Raw genomic sequence first — 17,896 nt, forward strand, 5'->3', positions numbered from 1 at the left:
AAATAAATAAAAACCTTTGGGAATTATAGGCATTTCGTATACAATAAAATAAGGAAAAGGATAGATAGAAAAGTAGGGAGATTATTTTATGTTAAGGGACTTATTTGTAAACACAACAATTATTCTTTCCTTTATTTTTATTGGAGGTCAGCTTTTAAGAGATAAACCGTTAGAAGAAGGGTTCTCTTTTTGGCAGAAATGTGTAGTAGGGATTCTTACTGGAATATTAAGTGTACTGTTGATGTATTTTGGTGTACATATTGAAAATATTATGTTGGATCTACGTTATTTAGCGGTTATTTTAGCAATTATAATCGGAGGCCCGATAGCTAGTAGTATAACAGTTACTATTATTTTAATTACCCGATTATTTTTAACCGAATACTCTTTAGCCTCTGAATTGGCTTGTTATACTATTGTATTGATAGGTGTTGGAATTACTTTCATTTGGCGGATGAAAGCTTCTATGTTTACAAGGTGGATATGGTTTAATGTATATAGTTTATTTATTTTAGTAGTGCCACTTTCTATTTTATTTAAGGATACGTCTATAGTAGCATTATATGTAGTTTGTAGTAGTGTTGCAGCATATATCACATTTCTAAGCGCAAATTATGTATTGCAATCCAATGAGTTATTTCAAACGATGAAGCAATATGCAACGATAGATGCCCTGACAGGTTTAGGAAACGTAAGACAGTTTGATTTAGAGATGAATCGTCATATTGGTAATAAGCGTATGAAAAATGATTCACTTTGTTTACTACTTATAGATATTGATCACTTTAAATCTGTAAATGATACGTATGGGCATCCTGCAGGAGACGAAGTGCTAAAACAAATAGGTTATATTTTAAGAGAAATTTCAACGTTTCCAGATTTGGCCTTTCGAAAGGGCGGAGAGGAGTTCGCGCTCTTGATACCAAAGAAGGGATTAGCTTATGGAATACGTATGGGGGAACAAGTTCGCACAGTTGTTGAAAACCATTCATTCCAATTGTTAAATGGAACAAGCATAAAAATTACAGTTTCAGTAGGTATTTCAGTGTATGAAGAATCACCGGAGCAATTTATTCAAGCAGCTGATGATGCATTATATTACTCCAAAAGAAATGGTAGAAATCAGGTTAGTTCTGTATCTTAAAGATAGGATGACCAGAAGAATTTATAAAAAACACCCACAGAGAGGAAATACACACTCTGTGGGTGTTTTCATTTATATATTAGACAAGTTCTTTTGATACAACGAATTTACGATATGCACCGTGATGTGTTGGGCCTACGTATTCGTTGATCTTGAATGAATAACGGATAGCAGCTGTGATAAATTCTTTAGCAGTCTTTACTGCTTCTTTCACAGGTTTTCCTTTTGCAAGTTCTGCTGTAATTGCAGCAGAATATGTACAACCTGCGCCGTGCGTATTTGTCGTATCGATTTTTTCTGATTCTAGAAGATCGAATGTTTCTCCATCATATAGGACGTCGATTGCAGTTTCTGTACCAAGCTTGCTACCGCCTTTAATTAGGACGTATTTCGCACCTAAAGCGTGTATTTTTTTCGCTGCTTCTTTCATGTCTTCAAGAGAATTAATTTTTACGCCACTTAATTGGTAAGCCTCAAATAAGTTTGGTGTTACAACTAATGCTTTTGGAACAAGAACGTCACGTAAGCAATCATTCGTTTCAGGATGTAATGCTTCATCAGCACCTTTACATACCATAACAGGATCAACTACTACATTTTTGAAATTATGTTTTTCGATTGTTTCTGCAACCATTTCAATAATTTCTACTGATCCAAGCATACCTGTTTTTAAAGCATCTACGCCAACACCTTCAATTGTCGTTTCTAATTGTGGTTTTAATGTAGAAGCCGGGATTGGGAATACGTTATGTGCCCAACCGTTATGTGGATCCATCGTTACGATTGTCGTAAGAGATGTCATTCCGTATACACCAAGTTCTTGGAATGTTTTTAAATCTGCTTGTATTCCAGCACCGCCACTTGTGTCTGAACCAGCGATAGTAAGTGCCTTATTTAATGTCATTATGAAAGCCCCCTCAGGTGATATAATGAAAACTATGTTTTCACCATTATATCAATGTTACGAATAAGTACAAAGTGAAAAGTAGATGATTTACTTTAGAGGCACTTTAAAATCTTGTGTGTAGGAGATTGAGTATGTTTCGAGATAATCGTACAAATGAATTAGTTATATTAAAAGAAATTGCAGAAACATTAAATACATCAAATGATACGTACCATGTACTGCAAGCAGTGCTAGAAAAATTACTTAGTGTAACAGGTTTAACGACAGGATGGATATTTCTTGCAGATGAAAATGGTAGATATACAAAGTTAATTGATTATCAATTACCAGAGGCACTTACATATGAAAAAAAACGCCCGATGTGTGAAGGGGAATGTTGGTGTTTACGTGGCTTTGTGGATGGAAAATTAGAGCGAGCAGTTAATATTATTGAATGTAAAAGAATTAATAATGCTATTGAATATAATTGGGGAGATACAGAAGGAATTCTTCATCATGCTACGGTTCCTTTAAAGGCTGGAGGAGAAAAATTTGGTCTGTTAAATGTGGCAAGCCCAGGTAAAACACATTTTTCAGAAGAAGAATTAGTATTGCTTCAATCAGTTGCTTTCCAAATTGGAACGGCTTTAAAACGAGCAAAGTTATATGAAAATGAAAAGCGAAGAGCACATTATTATGTAAAATTAGAACGGTTCATTCAAGTTTTAAGAACGATTCATCAATTTAATATATTGCCTGAAAAAGTTGTAAATCAATTAGGTGAAGTGTTCCAGTGGAATCAAATCGCATTTTTTATTAGGGAAGAGAAAGAATTATCCTTGCGGGCATCTTATTGCCAGGAAGAATTGCAAGAGGGTATAAAAGAAGCAGCGAAAGAAGCATTAGAAAAAGGTGAACCTATTTTATTAAATCAGCAAATCAGTCATAAGGTAGCCTCTAATAGGACGGTTATTGCCACACCAATACAGATTCAAACTCACATATTTGGTGTTTTATGTGTTAGTTCAAATAATGGTGAATTTGATGTAAATACGATAGATGTACTTCAAGCAATAACAAATCATATTTCCTTCGTGATAGAAAATTTAAGGTTAAATGAGCAACGACGCGAACTTGTACGAATGGAAGAAAGAAATCGGTTAGCAAGGGACTTACATGACTCCGTCTCACAAAAGCTATTTTCGTTAACCTTTATGACAAAAGGTGCTGAGGCAGTTTTAAAAGGTCAAAATGAAAAAGTGGATCAATCTTTGTATGACATGCGTGAACTAGCGCAAGGAGCTTTAAAAGAAATGAGGACGTTAATTTGGCAATTACGTCCAGCGGGTTTAGAGAAAGGATTATTACCAGCTTTAAAGCAATATGGTGAAAGTTTGGGTTTGAAAATTCGGGAACAAGTTAAAGGTGTTCGTGATTTGCCGCGCGTAGTAGAGGAAGCGCTATGGAGAATTGGACAAGAAGCTTTAAATAACGTAAGTAAACACGCGAATGTTAGAGAAGCGACGATTTATTTCAAAGTGACGGAGAAGAATGTATCATTAGAAATAGTCGATCAAGGAAACGGCTTTGTAGAAAAGGATATAAAAGAGAAGAAATCACTTGGCATGACTACGATGCGCGAAAGAGTAGAATTAGTCGGTGGAACAATTAAAGTTGTAAGTGATAAGAAAAGAACAAGTGTAAAAGTAAACGTACCATTATGATGTGAAAATGAGGGAATTTCGTGAAAATAAAAGTATTGTTAGTTGATGATCATACAGTTGTTTTAAAAGGATTAGCATTTTTCTTAAGTACACAGGAAGATTTAGAGCTAGTTGGAGAAGCAAGTAATGGGAAAGAAGCATTAGTGAAAGTAGGGGAGACACATCCTGATGTTGTACTAATGGATTTATATATGCCCGAAATGGATGGTGTTGAGGCGACAGGTTGTATTAAAAAAGAATATCCAGATGTGAAAGTAATTGTATTAACTAGCTTTTCTGATCAGGCACATGTTTTACCAGCATTAAGGGCAGGAGCAAGCGGCTATATTTTAAAAGATGTAGAACCGGATCAACTTGTTGAAGCGATTCGAAGCGCATATAAAGGTAATATTCAATTACATCCTGATATAGCAAATGCTCTTCTTTCTCAAACATTACCTGTAGAAGAAAAGGAGGAAGAACCCTCTATTCAAGTGGATGTGCTAACAGCGAGAGAAAATGAAGTGTTGCAGCTATTAGCGAAAGGGATGAGTAATAAAGAAATCGCTTCTGTTTTAGTTATTACTGAAAAAACGGTAAAAGCTCATGTAAGTAGTATTTTGAGTAAGTTGAATTTATCTGATCGCACGCAAGCTGCATTATATGCAGTGAAAAATGGAATTGTATAAGACAAAAGTCGTAAGACCTAGTTCGCCTTTAGAAGGTGGACTTTTTTTATGGAAAAATACGTCTATGTGAGGACGAAATTGTCTTGATATAAAGATAAAATATATTTGTAAGCAACAAAACAACAATTACAAGGGATACCTTTTTTGAAAGCATATAACAACAGAAGAGTGAGTAGTAGGAGGAAAGATAATGACAACAGTTTTATTCGTAAAAGCAAACAATCGTCCAGCAGAACAAGCAGTTAGTGTGAAATTATACGAGGCATTTTTAGCAAACTATAAAGAAGCACATCCAAATGATACAGTAGTAGAACTTGATTTATATAAAGAAGAATTACCATATGTAGGCGTAGATATGATTAATGGTACATTCAAAGCAGGTAAAGGATTTGATTTAACGGAAGAGGAAGCAAAAGCAGTAGCGGTTGCTGATAAGTATTTAAATCAATTCTTAGAAGCTGATAAAGTCGTTTTCGGTTTCCCATTATGGAACTTAACGATTCCAGCAGTATTGCACACATATATTGATTATTTAAACCGAGCTGGTAAAACGTTTAAATATACGCCAGAAGGTCCAGTTGGTTTAATTGGAGATAAGAAGATTGCATTATTAAACGCGCGCGGCGGCGTATATTCTGAAGGTCCAGCAGCAGAAGTAGAAATGGCTGTTAAATATGTAGCAAGCATGATGGGCTTCTTCGGCGCAACGAATATGGAAACAGTAGTTATTGAAGGACATAACCAGTTCCCAGATAAAGCAGAAGAAATCATTACAGCTGGTCTTGAAGAAGCAGCTAAAGTAGCAAGTAAATTTTAATTAAAAATTGAATCGTCACTCGAAAAAAGTAGCATTAACACATAAACGTTAATGCTACTTTTTTTATACTTTAAGTTCGTCAGCCAGTTTTTCTAATTGAATTCGGTCGTGTATGTAATAGGTTCTGCCGTCTTTTTTTAAATAATTTTGTTGGCAAAACTGGTTTAATACATATAAAAGATGACGGTAGCTAACATTTAAGTATTCCGAAGCCTCGGTATGTTTTTCTGTATAACTGTTATTTTGTTCTGTTAATAGAATAAATGCTGCTAACCGGTTTTCGAACGGATAACTATTATTTTTGGCGTAACTTTCTGTTCGGGTAATTGTTTTTTCGCCGATAAATTTGCATAGTTTCTGTAGAAAGGTAGTATCTTGCAACAAAAGGTGCTGACAATCTTTAAGAGGAAGAGCTAAGCATATACAATCTTCAATCACTTCTACCGTTTTTGTAACAGATTCCACCCCAATTAACCCTAATTCTCCAATGAACGAAGGTGCTTGAATAAAGTTAATTAAGGAGACCTTCCCGTTCTTGTGACTCATATATATTTTCGCCTTCCCGGAAATTAAGTAATAAAGATAAGGAACGTCAACTCCTTCACTACATATCCTTTCTTTCTTTTGAAAGGAATGTAGTTCAGCATACGGTAAGACATTAAAAGAAAAAAGAGTATGGAAGTTGGAAGTTTGCATGTAATGAGAGATTTCTTCGTTATTTTTGCTAACTTTCATGTTTTCACCTCATGTTTAGTATGAGATATCTCCTATTATTTTTACAAGAAGGAATGATACGATTTACGTAAATTTGTTTTTGTAGAAAAGAGAGTGTGAGGGGCTTATGAAAAAATATAAAACACTGTTATTTGATGTAGATGATACATTGTTAGATTTTCAGAAGGCGGAGAAAGTGGCGTTACGTATGCTGTTTGAAGAGAAAGGGATTCCTCTAACTAGCGAGGTTGAAGGGCGGTATAAAAAAATTAATAAAAGCCTTTGGGATGCTTTTGAGGAAGGTGAAATAAACCGTGAGGAGGTTGTAAATACACGTTTTTCGATTTTGTTGAAAGAATACGGGGAAGAGGTAGATGGAATATTATTCGAAAATAATTATCGCAGCTACTTAGAAGAAGGAAATCAGCTCATGCAAGGCGCATTTGAATTTATAAGTCAAATTCAAAGTGAGTATGATTTATATATAGTGACAAACGGTATTTCTAAGACACAAGATAAACGTTTACGTAATGCAGGATTATATGCCTTGTTTAAAGATATTTTCGTTTCTGAAGATACGGGATTCCAAAAACCGATGAAAGAGTATTTTGATTACGTTTTTGAACGAATTCCTAATTTTTCCCCTGAAGAAGGGCTCATTATTGGAGATTCGTTAAGTGCTGATATGAAAGGTGGATATGTAGCGGGAATTGATACTTGTTGGTTTAATCCAGAAAAGAAATTAAATGATAGCAAGATTGTGCCGACATATGAAGTGCAAAATTTTGAAGAGTTATACGCGTTATTGAAGCAACGTGTGTAATAAAAAATAGGCAGTGGAACTTTAGTCCCTACTGCCTATTTTTATTCGTTTGTAGCTTCGTTGTTTTTAGGAAGTGGAAATGCATTACCAATCGCTGCCGCTCCAAGCATCGGTAATAATAAATTGAGCGGGAAAAACATGAGTAGTAGTAATGTTATAGCAATTGGTTTTCTTAATGCATAGCTTGAAATTGCTGTCGTGACGACGGCTACCGAAGCGATTGGATCTATCGGGATAATGGAAGCTATAGCATATCCGATACTAGATCCAGCAAATATGATTGGGAAAATATGTCCGCCGCGCCAACCTGTATTTAAACAAACGGCAGTAATAAATAATTTTAAAATCCCTGAAAGAAGTAGTACCCAGAAGGATAAATGGCTCCATTCCACGACTAAATCTTTTAATTGATGTTCTCCTGAGAATAACGTGTACGGGAGAAACGTTCCTGTAATTCCTAATAAAATACCACCGATAATTCCAAGTGCTAGTTTATATTCTTTTAAGGGATGGATTAATTTCTCTAATGTGAATTCTAATTTGAAATAAAAGAATCCAACTATAGCGCCAATACTAGCAAGGGGGAGAAAGGCAATCCATTCATTAAGAGAAAGAGAACCTTTTCCGAAATCAACGATAAAGGATCCGCGATTATCGAATTTACTAAGTAATAAATAAACGGAAAAACCAGCGAAAGTAGTAGCTAAATATACAATTGCTTTTTTTCCTTTAGAAAATTCGTTAATTTGCTCACCCTCATTTTCATTTGGAGCTAAATAACCGAATAATGGCGCATTAAAAATTACACTTAAAGTAGCGCCAATTCCAACCTCTGTTAGTTCGTTCATTCCCTTTAAGGCGAATGTAAAGCGGTCCCCTACCCATGTACAAAGTCCACCGATAATACCAACAAGTGCTGCCTCGGGACCTAAACTAGCTCCAAAGATTAAAACGATAATCGCAGTTAAAGTAGCTTTATGTACAAAGCGGTATTCAATTCTACCTGTTTTTTTATATTCACCCATCACTTCTGGCATAAGACGTGGATATGTGCCGAAATACTTTTGAGTTAAACCAACGAGAATACCACCGATAGTTGTTACGCAAATGGTGTAATAAGGGGGAGAAGCGAAAATAGTAGGTAAGTACTCCCAAATAAAGTGAATGCCGATATTTATTGTAACTAAAAATAGCCAAACTGTTGCTCCTACTATAGAGCCTAAAAGAATGCCGTATAGGACGAGTATATAGTGCATGTCCTTTGTGTTTGTCATGTTATACCTCCGTTATGTAAGTTTTAATGTCGAAAGGAGTAAATATGCTACTGTGAAATGAAATGAATATGTATAGTATCTTTTTGAGAGGTTGGCTTATTCAATCTATTGAGGTCTCGTGAGAATTTGAAATGTATACAGTTAAACTACTTACTTAATTCTATATAGTAATCGTAGGTTTTAAAAGGTCTTTTTCAAATGAATATGGAATATATTTCTTTTGTTATGCGTGTCAAATTCTTTGTATTTAATTTAGAACATTCAGAAAAACCGATTGACATTAGGAAATTATTGCTATAAAATCAACGGTAATTGCATAGTCTTATCAAGAAAAGGTGGAGGGACAGGCCCAATGAAACCTTGGCAACAGCCGTATAACGGAATTGTGCCAAATCCTGCAGGTAATAAATCCTGAAAGATAAGAAAGAGCCTTTAGAGCGTGTTTTCAAACTGCTCCTTTCTTGTTTTCAGGAAAGGAGCAGTTTTTTATTTTGTATAAAAGAAAGGAGAATGAGAGATGGGAGAATCATGGGGAAAAGGAACGATTTGTGTGCAAGGTGGCTATACGCCAAAGAATGGTGAGCCGCGTGTTTTACCGCTTTATCAAAGTACAACGTATAAATACGATACTTCGGATGATTTAGCGGCCTTATTTAACTTAGAGGCGGAAGGATATATATATACGCGCATTGGAAACCCTACTTTAGCTGCATTTGAGCAAAAGCTAGCGGATTTAGAGGGTGGTGTAGGAGCTGTTGCAACGGCTTCTGGGCAGGCTGCTATTATGCTTGCCGTTTTAAATATTTGTAGTAGCGGAGACCACTTGCTTTGTTCTTCCACAGTTTACGGCGGGACGTTTAATTTATTTGGAGTGAGTTTGCGTAAGCTCGGTATCGATGTTACGTTCTTTAATCCGAATTTAACTGCTGATGAAATTGTGGCCCTTGCTAATGATAAAACGAAACTCGTTTATGCAGAATCGCTAGGAAATCCAGCGATGAACGTTTTAAATTTCAAAGAGTTTTCAGATGCAGCGAAAGAGCTAGAAGTACCTTTTATCGTGGATAATACATTAGCAACTCCTTATTTATGCCAAGCATTTGAACACGGAGCAAATATTATCGTTCATTCTACGACGAAATATATTGATGGGCACGCAAGCTCCTTGGGAGGCATTGTCATTGACGGAGGGAACTTCGATTGGACAAATGGGAAATATCCTGAACTTGTTGAACCGGATCCAAGTTATCACGGCGTAAGTTACATTCAAAATTTTGGTGCAGCAGCTTACATTGTGAAGGCGCGTGTTCAATTATTAAGAGACTACGGAAACTGTATGAGCCCATTCAATGCGTATATTAGCAATATCGGCTTAGAAACGCTGCATTTGAGAATGGAGCGTCATAGTGAAAATGCTCTCGCAGTTGCTAAGTGGCTTACTAACCATGAACGTATTGAATGGGTGAATTATCCGGGACTAGATAGTAATGAAAATTACTCGTTAGCACAAAAGTATTTGAAAAAAGGGGCTAGTGGTGTTTTAACATTCGGCATTAAGGGTGGATTAGAAGCGGCGAAAGAATTTATCGCAAATGTAAAACTAGCAACTCTCGTAACGCATGTAGCGGATGCACGAACTTGCGTTATACATCCCGCTAGCACGACGCATAGACAATTAAATGCTGAAGATCAGCGTTTAGCTGGCGTCACATCAGATTTAATTCGTTTATCGGTCGGTATAGAAGATGTTTCTGATATTATTGCAGATTTAGAAGCAGCTTTAGTCGGAGGCAAACAACATGCCGATCATAATTGATAAAGATTTACCAGCTCGCAAAGTGTTGCAGGAGGAAAATATTTTTGTAATGACGAAGGAGCGGGCAGAAACACAAGATATCCGGGCATTGAAGATTGCTATATTAAATTTAATGCCTACAAAGCAAGAAACAGAAGCGCAATTACTTCGTTTAATTGGCAATACACCGTTGCAATTAGATGTTCATTTACTTCATATGGAATCACATTTGTCTCGTAATGTAGCACAGGAACATTTAACGAGTTTCTATAAAACATTCCGTGATATTGAGAATGAGAAATTTGATGGGCTTATTATTACAGGAGCACCAGTTGAAACTCTTTCTTTTGAAGAGGTAGATTATTGGGAAGAGCTTAAACGTATTATGGAGTATTCAAAAAAGAATGTAACATCTACGCTTCATATTTGCTGGGGAGCGCAGGCTGGTTTGTATCATCATTATGGCGTTCCAAAGTATCCTCTTAAGGAAAAAATGTTCGGTGTATTTGAACATGAAGTCCGTGAGCAACATGTGAAACTGTTACAGGGCTTTGATGAGTTATTTTTTGCTCCGCATTCTCGTCATACAGAAGTACGAGAGAGTGATATTAGAGGGGTGAAAGAATTAACATTATTAGCAAACTCTGAGGAAGCGGGTGTTCACCTTGTTATTGGGCAAGAAGGAAGGCAAGTGTTTGCGCTCGGGCATAGTGAATATAGTTGTGATACGTTAAAGCAAGAATACGAACGGGACCGCCAAAAAGGGTTAAATATTGATGTTCCGAAAAATTATTTTAAGCATAATAATCCAAGTGAGAAACCACTTGTAAGGTGGAGGAGCCATGGGAATCTATTATTCTCTAATTGGCTGAATTATTACGTGTATCAAGAAACCCCTTATGTATTATAAAAAAAAATTGTGTCACACGTGGCAACGTTTTCTTTGTAAAGATTAACTTATATTTTTCCGAATGTTCAAAAAACATTGTTTTTCAGATTTTTTACTCATATAATTTCATCTAAACACAATTTTTGAGGGGTGGACAGTATTATGAAAGAAATTCAAGTTGGTTTACTAGGTCTTGGGACAGTTGGTAGCGGTGTAGTTCGTATCATCACAGATCATCAAGAGCGACTTATACACCAAGTAGGTTGTCCTGTAAAAGTAACGAAAGTATTAGTACAAAATATTGAAAAAGAGAGAGAGGTAGAGGTACCTTCTACTCTATTAACACAAGATGCAAATGAAATTTTAGATAATCCAAATATTGACGTTGTCATTGAAGTAATGGGTGGCATTGATGATGCAAAAGCATATATTTTACAAGCTTTACAAAGCGGGAAGCATGTTGTGACTGCCAATAAAGATTTAATGGCGTTACATGGGGCGGAACTGTTAGCGGTAGCAAAAGATAATAAAGCAGACTTGTTTTATGAAGCAAGTGTAGCTGGAGGGATCCCGATTTTAAGAAGTATCGTAGAAGGACTTTCTTCAGATCTTATTACGAAAGTAATGGGAATTGTAAATGGAACGACAAATTTTATTTTGACGAAAATGTCAGATGAAGGGAGAGCATATAACGACGTGTTAAGAGAAGCCCAACAACTTGGATTTGCAGAGGCAGATCCAACATCAGATGTGGAAGGTTTAGATGCAGCAAGAAAAATGACGATTTTGGCTACCCTTGGTTTCTCTACAAATGTAGAGCTTGGAGATGTGAAGGTAAAAGGGATTACTTCTATTACAGAAGAAGATATTGAATACAGTAAGAGTTTAGGATACACGATTAAATTAATCGGTCTTGCGAAGCGAGATGGTGAAAAATTAGAGGTGACAGTCGAACCGACACTACTTCCAAATACACATCCTCTTGCGGCCGTACAAAATGAATATAACGCTGTATATGTGTATGGTGAAGCGGTCGGAGAAACGATGTTTTATGGACCAGGTGCAGGAAGTTTACCGACAGCAACAGCTGTTGTTTCAGATTTAGTAGCTGTCATGCAAAATATTAGATTAGGTGTAAACGGAAATAGTGCAGTATCACCGCAGTATAAAAAGGTATTAAAAGAGCCAGACGAAATTGTTGTGAAGAAATTTTTAAGACTTCATGTAAAAGATGAAATTGGTGTATTTGCAAAAATCACTTCATTATTCTCTGAGTGTGGAGTTAGCTTTGAAAAGATTATTCAAATGCCACTTGAAGAGAAAGGGAAGGCTGAAATTGTAATTGTAACGCATCGTGCTTCACTTGCTGATTATGATTATATTCTACATACATTACAATCGTATGAAGAAATAGATTGTTTGAAAGCAAATTACCGAATTGAAGGGGATGCAAAGTAGTATCTCTTACCATAAAACAGAAAGAGCCTATTAAGCAGCTTGCTTAATAGGCTCTTTTCTATTTAAAATCTTCGTACCAATTTGAATAAATGCTTGAATAATCCAGCCTGTTGTAAAAGATAAGATAATTGTTCCAAAGTAGATAGGTCCATCTAATAAAAAGCTTAATGTTAAAAATAAGAACGCTAACGAAATTTCCGTTCTTCTAAATGTCCATTTCTTTTTCTCAGCAACCGTTAAAACGAAAGCTTCTTGAGGTGCTGCGCAAAGATTTGTAGAGACGTAAAGACCAATACCGGCTCCAACGAATAGATTTCCGCAAATAAGTGTTATATATTTTGGAAGAGAACGGATAGCGTCCATAATAGTTGTAATGGAACCAATCCAATCAACGAAAAGAGAAATAAGAACCATCGTTACAATTGTACCAATCGTTATTTGTTTTTTATTCCAAAAGAGTACGATAAGGGTAAACGCAAAGTTAATCATGAAAATCCAAAAACCGATACTTATCCCGAAATTTTGATATAGTGCAATAAAGAAGGAATCATAAGGGCTAAGCCCAAAGGAAGTAATTGTCGTCATCATATTAATGCCGATGGCGAGAATGAGTAGACCGCCAATGAAAAATATATATTCTAATTTGAATCGAAGCATAGTTGTATATCCTTTCAAAAAGTATTTGCTAGGAAAGGATATATTGTGGAAAGCTTACCAGGTCAAGGGAGAATTTTTGCAGGGAAGGGGAAAATGAGATGACGAATATAAGAAAGATTGCTGAACTTGCTGGGGTATCTGTTTCAACTGTTTCACGTGTACTAAATAATCATCCATATGTGAATGAACAGAAACGAAAAGAAATTTTAGCAATTATAGAAGAATTAAATTATACGCAAAATGTGAATGCCATTCATTTAGTGAAAGGAAAAACGAATGTCATTGGCGTGTTATTACCGCACGTAAATGATCAATATTATAGTGCTATTATCGAGGGAATATCAAAGGAAACAGCAAAGAATAATTATAATATGATGCTTTGTCAGACGAATTATAGTGAGGAAAGAGAATTAGAAATTTTGAATATGTTAAAAATGAAAAAGCTTGATGGGGTTATTATATGTTCGCGGGCAAATAGTAAGGAAAAGCTTGAAGAATATACGAAATTTGGCCCAATTGTTATGTGCGAAGAAATTGACTCGAATTTCATTTCGAGTGTGCATATTGATTACTATAAAGTGTTTTCGCGCGGGATGAAGAGCTTAATAGATGCGGACCATACAAGTATTGGTTATTGCATTGGAAGAAGTAATAGTATTAATAGTCAGAGAAGAAAACAAGCATATGAAGATTCACTTCAACAGATTGCTGTAACACCGATAGAGGCCTGGAAGTTTAAAGGCTGTTTTACAGTGGAAGATGGGCGTAATGTAATTAGAGAATGGGCCCATATGTCAGTAAAACCAACAGCGTTTCTTGTATCTTGCAACCATATTGCGGCGGGAATGGTAACGGAAGCGAAAAAACAAGGCATTCGTATTCCAGAAGAGATTACAATTATCGGTTGCGATGATCAAGAGGTAGCAGATATTTTAGGTATTACGACGATTTCATATTGTAGTAAAAATGTTGGCGCAACGGCATTTGAATTATTATATGAAAAGATTAATGATGAGCAAATAGATGTAAAGCACGTAGAGTTATTGCCAGAATTAGTACATAGGGAAACAACATAATAGATAAGGTGTGAAAATCGCTTTTCAAAATGGCGTTTGGTATAATTATGGACAATCTATGAGGGCTAAAAGGGGTTTTGATATGAGATCAAAAGTAGTAAAAATAATTCTACTCATTACAATTGCATCTTTCTGTTTATTTGCATATGGCTTTGTTTCAGGTGTAAATGATGTATTAAATCCAGAAGCTTCAAATTTAATTAAAAAGACCGATGTAGTGGCAAAAGAGAAAAAGAAAACGGGAACGTTACAAATCGTTAGTTTAGGTGATTCATTAACACGCGGTGTTGGTGATAAAGAAGGAATTGGCTATATTGGACGGATGAAAGAAGATTTACAAAAAGATTATAAGCAAAAGGTTGCTTTAACGAACTTAGCTGTTAGTGGAGCGAAAATGCCTGACTTATTAAAACAAATGGAGAGTAGTGGCGCTCAATATTCAATTAAGCAAGCGGATGTAATCGTTTTAACGATTGGAGGAAATGATTTATTTCCGGGGTGGGAATCGCTTGGAAAGATAGATTTAGAAACATATCGTCCTGATACGGAAACATTCCAGAATGAAGCGAAGAAAATTATAGGAGAAATTCGTAAGTTAAATACAGATAGCCCTATTTTTTGGCTGGGTTTATATAATCCTTTTGAAGATGTAGAAGATTTAAAAGGGTCTTCAAACATCGTTGTAGACTGGAATGCATCTTTAGAAAAATTAGCGGTAAATGATAAAAATGTATATATTACACCGACATTTGATTTATTCCAAAACCGCGGGAAAGATTTATTATACTCCGACCATTTCCATCCAAATGAAGTAGGGTATACATATATGGCGGACCGATTAGTTCAAAATGTTGCAAGTAAATTAAAACTAGAACAAGGAGGGGTAAAATGACGACGATACTTTCCGTACGAGACGTGAAGAAGGTAATTGGAAAGAAGACAATTGTAGAGAATATTTCCTTTGATGTAAAACAAGGAGAAGTGTTTGGCTTCCTAGGACCGAATGGCGCCGGAAAAACGACTACCATTCGAATGTTAGTTGGATTGATTAAAGAAACAGAAGGTACGATTTCTATCGGCGGTTATTCTATTAAGGAAAATTTCAGAGAAGCGATGCGTCAAATTGGGAGTATCGTTGAAAACCCAGAATTGTACACCTATTTAACGGGATGGGAAAATTTAAAACAATTTGCCCGTATGTTAGGCGGTATATCAGATGAACGTATTATCGAAATTGCTCAAATGGTTCATTTGGATGAAAGAATTCACGATAAGGTAAAAACATACTCACTCGGCATGAAACAACGTCTTGGCATTGCGCAAGCGCTTCTTGGAAATCCAAAATTGCTCATATTAGATGAGCCAACAAACGGTTTAGACCCAGCTGGAATTAGAGAACTTAGGGAATTTATACATAAGCTCGTGAAAGAAGAAAATATGAGTGTGTTTATATCTAGTCATTTGCTAAGCGAAGTACAAATGATATGCGATCGTGTGGCGATTATTCATAAAGGAAAAATGATAACAGTTGCTAAGGTTGAAGAGTTAATTAAAACAGCAAGTGATCGCGTAGAATGGATTGTTACGCCGATTGGGAAGGCAAAGGATATGCTAGAAGATGCTGAAGAAGTAAGAGAAGTGAGTATAGAAGGTGATCGATTACTATGCCGCATGAATATCGCATCTATAAGTAGTTGGAATAAACATTTTGTAGAAAACGAGATAGATGTACATAGTGTTAAGGAGCTTGTATTTACGCTAGAAGATTTATTTATTGAACTCACAAGGGGTGAGCAGCATGCGTGAATTTGCGAATTTAGTTTTAAATGAGTCGGAGAAAATTTATCGTAAGAAGCGTATTTTTGTTGTCATGCTTATTTTAGCAATCTTGATCCCACTTTTCGTATATGCACAGTATCGTGAAATAGAAACGACACAAAAAAGGCTTGGTACAACGGATTGGAAAGTTTCGCTGCAACAACAAATTGTTGATTCTCAAAACCGCTTGAACAACTCTAGATTACCAGAAGAATGGCGCGATTGGTTAAAGGTAAGAGTGGAGCAACAACAATATTATTTAGATCATGATATTAACCCAATGGCACCGGGCGCACCAACCTTTGTAAGGGCGTTCATTGAGCAAGGAATTACATTGTTTATTCCGCTTCTCGTAATGATTGTCGCTATTGATATTGTTTCAGGGGAACGAAGTGATGGGACGATGAAGATGTTACTTACGCGGCCAATTCGGCGCTGGAAAATACTCCTTAGTAAGTACGTAACGATGTTATTTTTCATTTCACTCATACTGCTCCTCGTCGGTCTGTTTGCTTACGTATTATCAGGTCTTGTATTTGGATACTCAGGATGGAATTTACCTGTTTTAACTGGGTTTGTTATCGATAAGGAAACGTTAAATACGAATTTTGTACATCTTATTCCGCAATGGCAATACGTATTAATGGCGTATGGACTAGCTTGGTTTGTTGCTATCGTTGTCGGAACTATATCATTTATGGTTTCTGTTTTAATTCGAAACACACCAGCTGGTATGGGCGTTATGTTAGCCGCATTAATCGCAGGTGGTATTTTGAGCTCATTCGCAACATCTTGGGAAGGTGCGAAATATATTTTTAGTGTGAATTTATCATTAACAGATTATCTATCAGGAAAATTACCTGCATTACAAGGTTTATCGATGGGGTTTTCTTTAATGAATTTAACTGTATGGGCCGTGGTATCCCTTATTATTTCGTTTGTAGTGTTTACTAAGCAGGATATGGTGAATTAATTGGACGGGAAGTGAAAGCATGAAAAATGTTTTGAAAAATGATTGGGGCCCATTATTGGCACCAGAATTTGAGAAAGAATACTATTTTACTTTAGCTGATTTTTTGAGAGAAGAGTACAGCACACATGTTGTTTATCCAAAAGTAGAAGATATTTTTAATGCTCTAGAATATACAAGTTATGAAAATACAAAGGTCGTTATTTTAGGGCAAGATCCATATCATGGGCCGGATCAAGCACATGGTTTAAGCTTTTCAGTACAACCTGGTATTAAAACACCACCGTCCTTGTTAAATATGTATAAAGAACTTCGAGATGAATACGGTTATGAAATCCCGAATAACGGTTATTTAGTAAAGTGGGCAGGGCAAGGAGTTTTATTATTAAATACTGTACTAACAGTTCGACAAAGTGAAGCGAATTCTCATAAAGGGAAAGGATGGGAGCATTTCACAGATCGCGTAATTGAGCTATTAAATGAACGTGAAAAGCCAGTTATTTTCATATTGTGGGGACGTCATGCACAGGCGAAGAAAAAGTTAATTACGAATACGAAGCACCATATTATTGAATCTGTACATCCGAGCCCATTATCAGCAAGACGTGGTTTCTTTGGGAGTAAACCATATTCTAAAGTAAATACGATTTTAGCTAATATGTGTGAGAGAGAAATTGATTGGGAAATTCCAAACCTATAAATAGAAAAGGTAGTTAACAGTCGTTAACTACCTTTTTATTATTGTTGTTCGTTCTTTAATTTTGCATCTAGTACAAACGTACCAAATGGGATAACTGATGAAACAAATGCCCCAAGTGCCCATAAAATTGATTTACGGTGTACGATTGTTACTTGAATTAAAGCAAAGACGAATAGAACAAATAAAACACCATGAGCCATGCCTGTAATTTTAACAGCTGTTGCAAATCCTGCAAAATATTTTAATGGCATTGCTACAAATAATAGTAGTAGGAAAGAAATCCCTTCGATTAAGCCGATCGCTCTTAATCGTCCGATTGGTGTAGATAACATGAAGTAGCCTCCTTTAACGTATGCTTGTATATAGTAAATTTGTATTCTTTTTCAAAATAAAATAGTCTATTTTGTTTCATTATATACAAAAAGAAAGTTTACACTACGAGAATAGTGCAAAGTTCAAAATATATTCACAAAAGCATGGTAA

Annotated in this window: 18 protein-coding genes and 1 riboswitch; of the genes, 13 read left to right on the forward strand and 5 right to left on the reverse strand. The window is 35.9% G+C overall.

Annotated features, from left to right (window positions below):
* Positions 1 to 88 precede the first annotated feature (88 nt).
* Positions 89 to 1,144, forward strand: a complete 1,056-nt coding sequence (locus VF726_RS27320) for a GGDEF domain-containing protein (protein WP_440173360.1) — start codon at positions 89 to 91, stop codon at positions 1,142 to 1,144.
* 79 nt (positions 1,145 to 1,223) lie between these two features.
* Here the strand turns inward: VF726_RS27320 and pdxK are convergent, their stop codons facing one another.
* Positions 1,224 to 2,048 carry a pyridoxine/pyridoxal/pyridoxamine kinase gene (gene pdxK, locus VF726_RS27325; RefSeq protein WP_000174252.1) on the reverse strand — a complete coding sequence of 275 codons (825 nt, stop codon included), beginning with the start codon at positions 2,046 to 2,048 and terminating at the stop codon, positions 1,224 to 1,226.
* A 134-nt stretch (positions 2,049 to 2,182) separates the two neighbouring features.
* Between pdxK and VF726_RS27330 the strand changes: the two genes are divergently transcribed.
* From VF726_RS27330 to VF726_RS27340, 3 genes are all read left to right on the forward strand, one after another.
* Complete coding sequence (locus VF726_RS27330; RefSeq protein WP_440173362.1) at positions 2,183 to 3,754, forward strand: sensor histidine kinase; 1,572 nt, start codon at positions 2,183 to 2,185, stop codon at positions 3,752 to 3,754.
* A 20-nt stretch (positions 3,755 to 3,774) separates the two neighbouring features.
* Positions 3,775 to 4,422: a response regulator gene (locus VF726_RS27335; protein ID WP_098089684.1), complete on the forward strand. Its 648-nt coding sequence runs from the start codon at positions 3,775 to 3,777 to the stop codon at positions 4,420 to 4,422.
* A 190-nt stretch (positions 4,423 to 4,612) separates the two neighbouring features.
* Positions 4,613 to 5,239, forward strand: a complete 627-nt coding sequence (locus VF726_RS27340; protein ID WP_063223945.1) for an FMN-dependent NADH-azoreductase — start codon at positions 4,613 to 4,615, stop codon at positions 5,237 to 5,239.
* Positions 5,240 to 5,302: 63 nt separating this feature from the next.
* Here the strand turns inward: VF726_RS27340 and VF726_RS27345 are convergent, their stop codons facing one another.
* Entirely contained in the window at positions 5,303 to 5,974 is a 672-nt protein-coding gene (locus tag VF726_RS27345) for a transcriptional regulator YeiL (protein WP_440173364.1), read from the reverse strand.
* A 106-nt stretch (positions 5,975 to 6,080) separates the two neighbouring features.
* Between VF726_RS27345 and VF726_RS27350 the strand changes: the two genes are divergently transcribed.
* Complete coding sequence (locus VF726_RS27350; RefSeq protein WP_440173365.1) at positions 6,081 to 6,776, forward strand: YjjG family noncanonical pyrimidine nucleotidase; 696 nt, start codon at positions 6,081 to 6,083, stop codon at positions 6,774 to 6,776.
* Between the two features lie 41 nt (positions 6,777 to 6,817).
* Here the strand turns inward: VF726_RS27350 and VF726_RS27355 are convergent, their stop codons facing one another.
* The gene (locus VF726_RS27355; RefSeq protein ID WP_440173367.1) at positions 6,818 to 8,050 is read right to left on the reverse strand and encodes a chloride channel protein; all 1,233 of its coding nucleotides are present in this window, start codon (positions 8,048 to 8,050) and stop codon (positions 6,818 to 6,820) included.
* 319 nt (positions 8,051 to 8,369) lie between these two features.
* Positions 8,370 to 8,475: riboswitch (SAM riboswitch) on the forward strand.
* Between the two features lie 92 nt (positions 8,476 to 8,567).
* Here VF726_RS27355 and VF726_RS27360 point away from each other — a divergent pair.
* From VF726_RS27360 to VF726_RS27370, 3 genes are all read left to right on the forward strand, one after another.
* The gene (locus VF726_RS27360; protein ID WP_440173369.1) at positions 8,568 to 9,866 is read left to right on the forward strand and encodes a bifunctional O-acetylhomoserine aminocarboxypropyltransferase/cysteine synthase; all 1,299 of its coding nucleotides are present in this window, start codon (positions 8,568 to 8,570) and stop codon (positions 9,864 to 9,866) included.
* Positions 9,850 to 10,755, forward strand: a complete 906-nt coding sequence (gene metA, locus VF726_RS27365; RefSeq protein WP_144614819.1) for a homoserine O-acetyltransferase MetA — start codon at positions 9,850 to 9,852, stop codon at positions 10,753 to 10,755. The genes VF726_RS27360 and metA overlap by 17 nt, the downstream gene beginning before the upstream one ends.
* A 141-nt stretch (positions 10,756 to 10,896) precedes the next feature.
* Entirely contained in the window at positions 10,897 to 12,192 is a 1,296-nt protein-coding gene (locus tag VF726_RS27370) for a homoserine dehydrogenase (RefSeq protein WP_440173371.1), read from the forward strand.
* A gap of 30 nt (positions 12,193 to 12,222) precedes the next feature.
* Here the strand turns inward: VF726_RS27370 and VF726_RS27375 are convergent, their stop codons facing one another.
* On the reverse strand, positions 12,223 to 12,849 hold the full coding sequence (locus tag VF726_RS27375) for a YczE/YyaS/YitT family protein (RefSeq protein ID WP_440173373.1): 627 nt from the start codon (positions 12,847 to 12,849) through the stop codon (positions 12,223 to 12,225).
* Between the two features lie 98 nt (positions 12,850 to 12,947).
* Here VF726_RS27375 and VF726_RS27380 point away from each other — a divergent pair, with 98 nt between their 5' ends.
* Genes VF726_RS27380 through VF726_RS27400 form a run of 5 tightly spaced genes read left to right on the forward strand, consistent with a single transcriptional unit; the run spans position 12,948 to position 17,413 of the window.
* The gene (locus tag VF726_RS27380) at positions 12,948 to 13,925 is read left to right on the forward strand and encodes a LacI family DNA-binding transcriptional regulator (RefSeq protein WP_440173375.1); all 978 of its coding nucleotides are present in this window, start codon (positions 12,948 to 12,950) and stop codon (positions 13,923 to 13,925) included.
* Between the two features lie 10 nt (positions 13,926 to 13,935).
* Complete coding sequence (locus tag VF726_RS27385; RefSeq protein ID WP_440173376.1) at positions 13,936 to 14,817, forward strand: SGNH/GDSL hydrolase family protein; 882 nt, start codon at positions 13,936 to 13,938, stop codon at positions 14,815 to 14,817.
* Entirely contained in the window at positions 14,814 to 15,731 is a 918-nt protein-coding gene (locus tag VF726_RS27390) for an ABC transporter ATP-binding protein (protein WP_440173377.1), read from the forward strand. Before VF726_RS27385 ends, VF726_RS27390 begins: the two co-directional genes overlap by 4 nt.
* Positions 15,724 to 16,716 (forward strand): ABC transporter permease subunit, encoded by a 993-nt coding sequence (locus VF726_RS27395; RefSeq protein ID WP_151630136.1) that lies wholly within the window; start codon positions 15,724 to 15,726, stop codon positions 16,714 to 16,716. Before VF726_RS27390 ends, VF726_RS27395 begins: the two co-directional genes overlap by 8 nt.
* A gap of 19 nt (positions 16,717 to 16,735) precedes the next feature.
* Entirely contained in the window at positions 16,736 to 17,413 is a 678-nt protein-coding gene (locus tag VF726_RS27400) for a uracil-DNA glycosylase (RefSeq protein ID WP_440173378.1), read from the forward strand.
* Between the two features lie 38 nt (positions 17,414 to 17,451).
* Here VF726_RS27400 and VF726_RS27405 read toward each other — a convergent pair whose 3' ends face one another.
* A complete protein-coding gene (locus tag VF726_RS27405; protein WP_440173380.1) occupies positions 17,452 to 17,745 on the reverse strand; it encodes a DUF3817 domain-containing protein in 294 nt (97 codons plus the stop codon).
* Between the last annotated feature and the right edge of the window lie 151 nt (positions 17,746 to 17,896).

It is taken from the genome of Bacillus sp. Brlt_9, assembly GCF_051948935.1.
In the GTDB taxonomy this organism is placed as follows: Bacteria; Bacillota; Bacilli; order Bacillales; family Bacillaceae_G; genus Bacillus_A.

What these genes read in the sequence shown, in the direction of transcription:
- VF726_RS27320 (WP_440173360.1), top strand. Translation starts at nt 89, where the DNA reads ATGTTAAGGGACTTATTTGTAAACACAACAATTATTCTTTCCTTTATT.
- pdxK (WP_000174252.1), bottom strand. Translation starts at nt 2,048, where the DNA reads ATGACATTAAATAAGGCACTTACTATCGCTGGTTCAGACACAAGTGGC.
- VF726_RS27330 (WP_440173362.1), top strand. Translation starts at nt 2,183, where the DNA reads ATGTTTCGAGATAATCGTACAAATGAATTAGTTATATTAAAAGAAATT.
- VF726_RS27340 (WP_063223945.1), top strand. Translation starts at nt 4,613, where the DNA reads ATGACAACAGTTTTATTCGTAAAAGCAAACAATCGTCCAGCAGAACAA.
- VF726_RS27345 (WP_440173364.1), bottom strand. Translation starts at nt 5,974, where the DNA reads ATGAAAGTTAGCAAAAATAACGAAGAAATCTCTCATTACATGCAAACT.
- VF726_RS27350 (WP_440173365.1), top strand. Translation starts at nt 6,081, where the DNA reads ATGAAAAAATATAAAACACTGTTATTTGATGTAGATGATACATTGTTA.
- VF726_RS27355 (WP_440173367.1), bottom strand. Translation starts at nt 8,050, where the DNA reads ATGACAAACACAAAGGACATGCACTATATACTCGTCCTATACGGCATT.
- VF726_RS27360 (WP_440173369.1), top strand. Translation starts at nt 8,568, where the DNA reads ATGGGAGAATCATGGGGAAAAGGAACGATTTGTGTGCAAGGTGGCTAT.
- metA (WP_144614819.1), top strand. Translation starts at nt 9,850, where the DNA reads ATGCCGATCATAATTGATAAAGATTTACCAGCTCGCAAAGTGTTGCAG.
- VF726_RS27370 (WP_440173371.1), top strand. Translation starts at nt 10,897, where the DNA reads ATGAAAGAAATTCAAGTTGGTTTACTAGGTCTTGGGACAGTTGGTAGC.
- VF726_RS27375 (WP_440173373.1), bottom strand. Translation starts at nt 12,849, where the DNA reads ATGCTTCGATTCAAATTAGAATATATATTTTTCATTGGCGGTCTACTC.
- VF726_RS27380 (WP_440173375.1), top strand. Translation starts at nt 12,948, where the DNA reads ATGACGAATATAAGAAAGATTGCTGAACTTGCTGGGGTATCTGTTTCA.
- VF726_RS27390 (WP_440173377.1), top strand. Translation starts at nt 14,814, where the DNA reads ATGACGACGATACTTTCCGTACGAGACGTGAAGAAGGTAATTGGAAAG.
- VF726_RS27395 (WP_151630136.1), top strand. Translation starts at nt 15,724, where the DNA reads ATGCGTGAATTTGCGAATTTAGTTTTAAATGAGTCGGAGAAAATTTAT.
- VF726_RS27400 (WP_440173378.1), top strand. Translation starts at nt 16,736, where the DNA reads ATGAAAAATGTTTTGAAAAATGATTGGGGCCCATTATTGGCACCAGAA.
- VF726_RS27405 (WP_440173380.1), bottom strand. Translation starts at nt 17,745, where the DNA reads ATGTTATCTACACCAATCGGACGATTAAGAGCGATCGGCTTAATCGAA.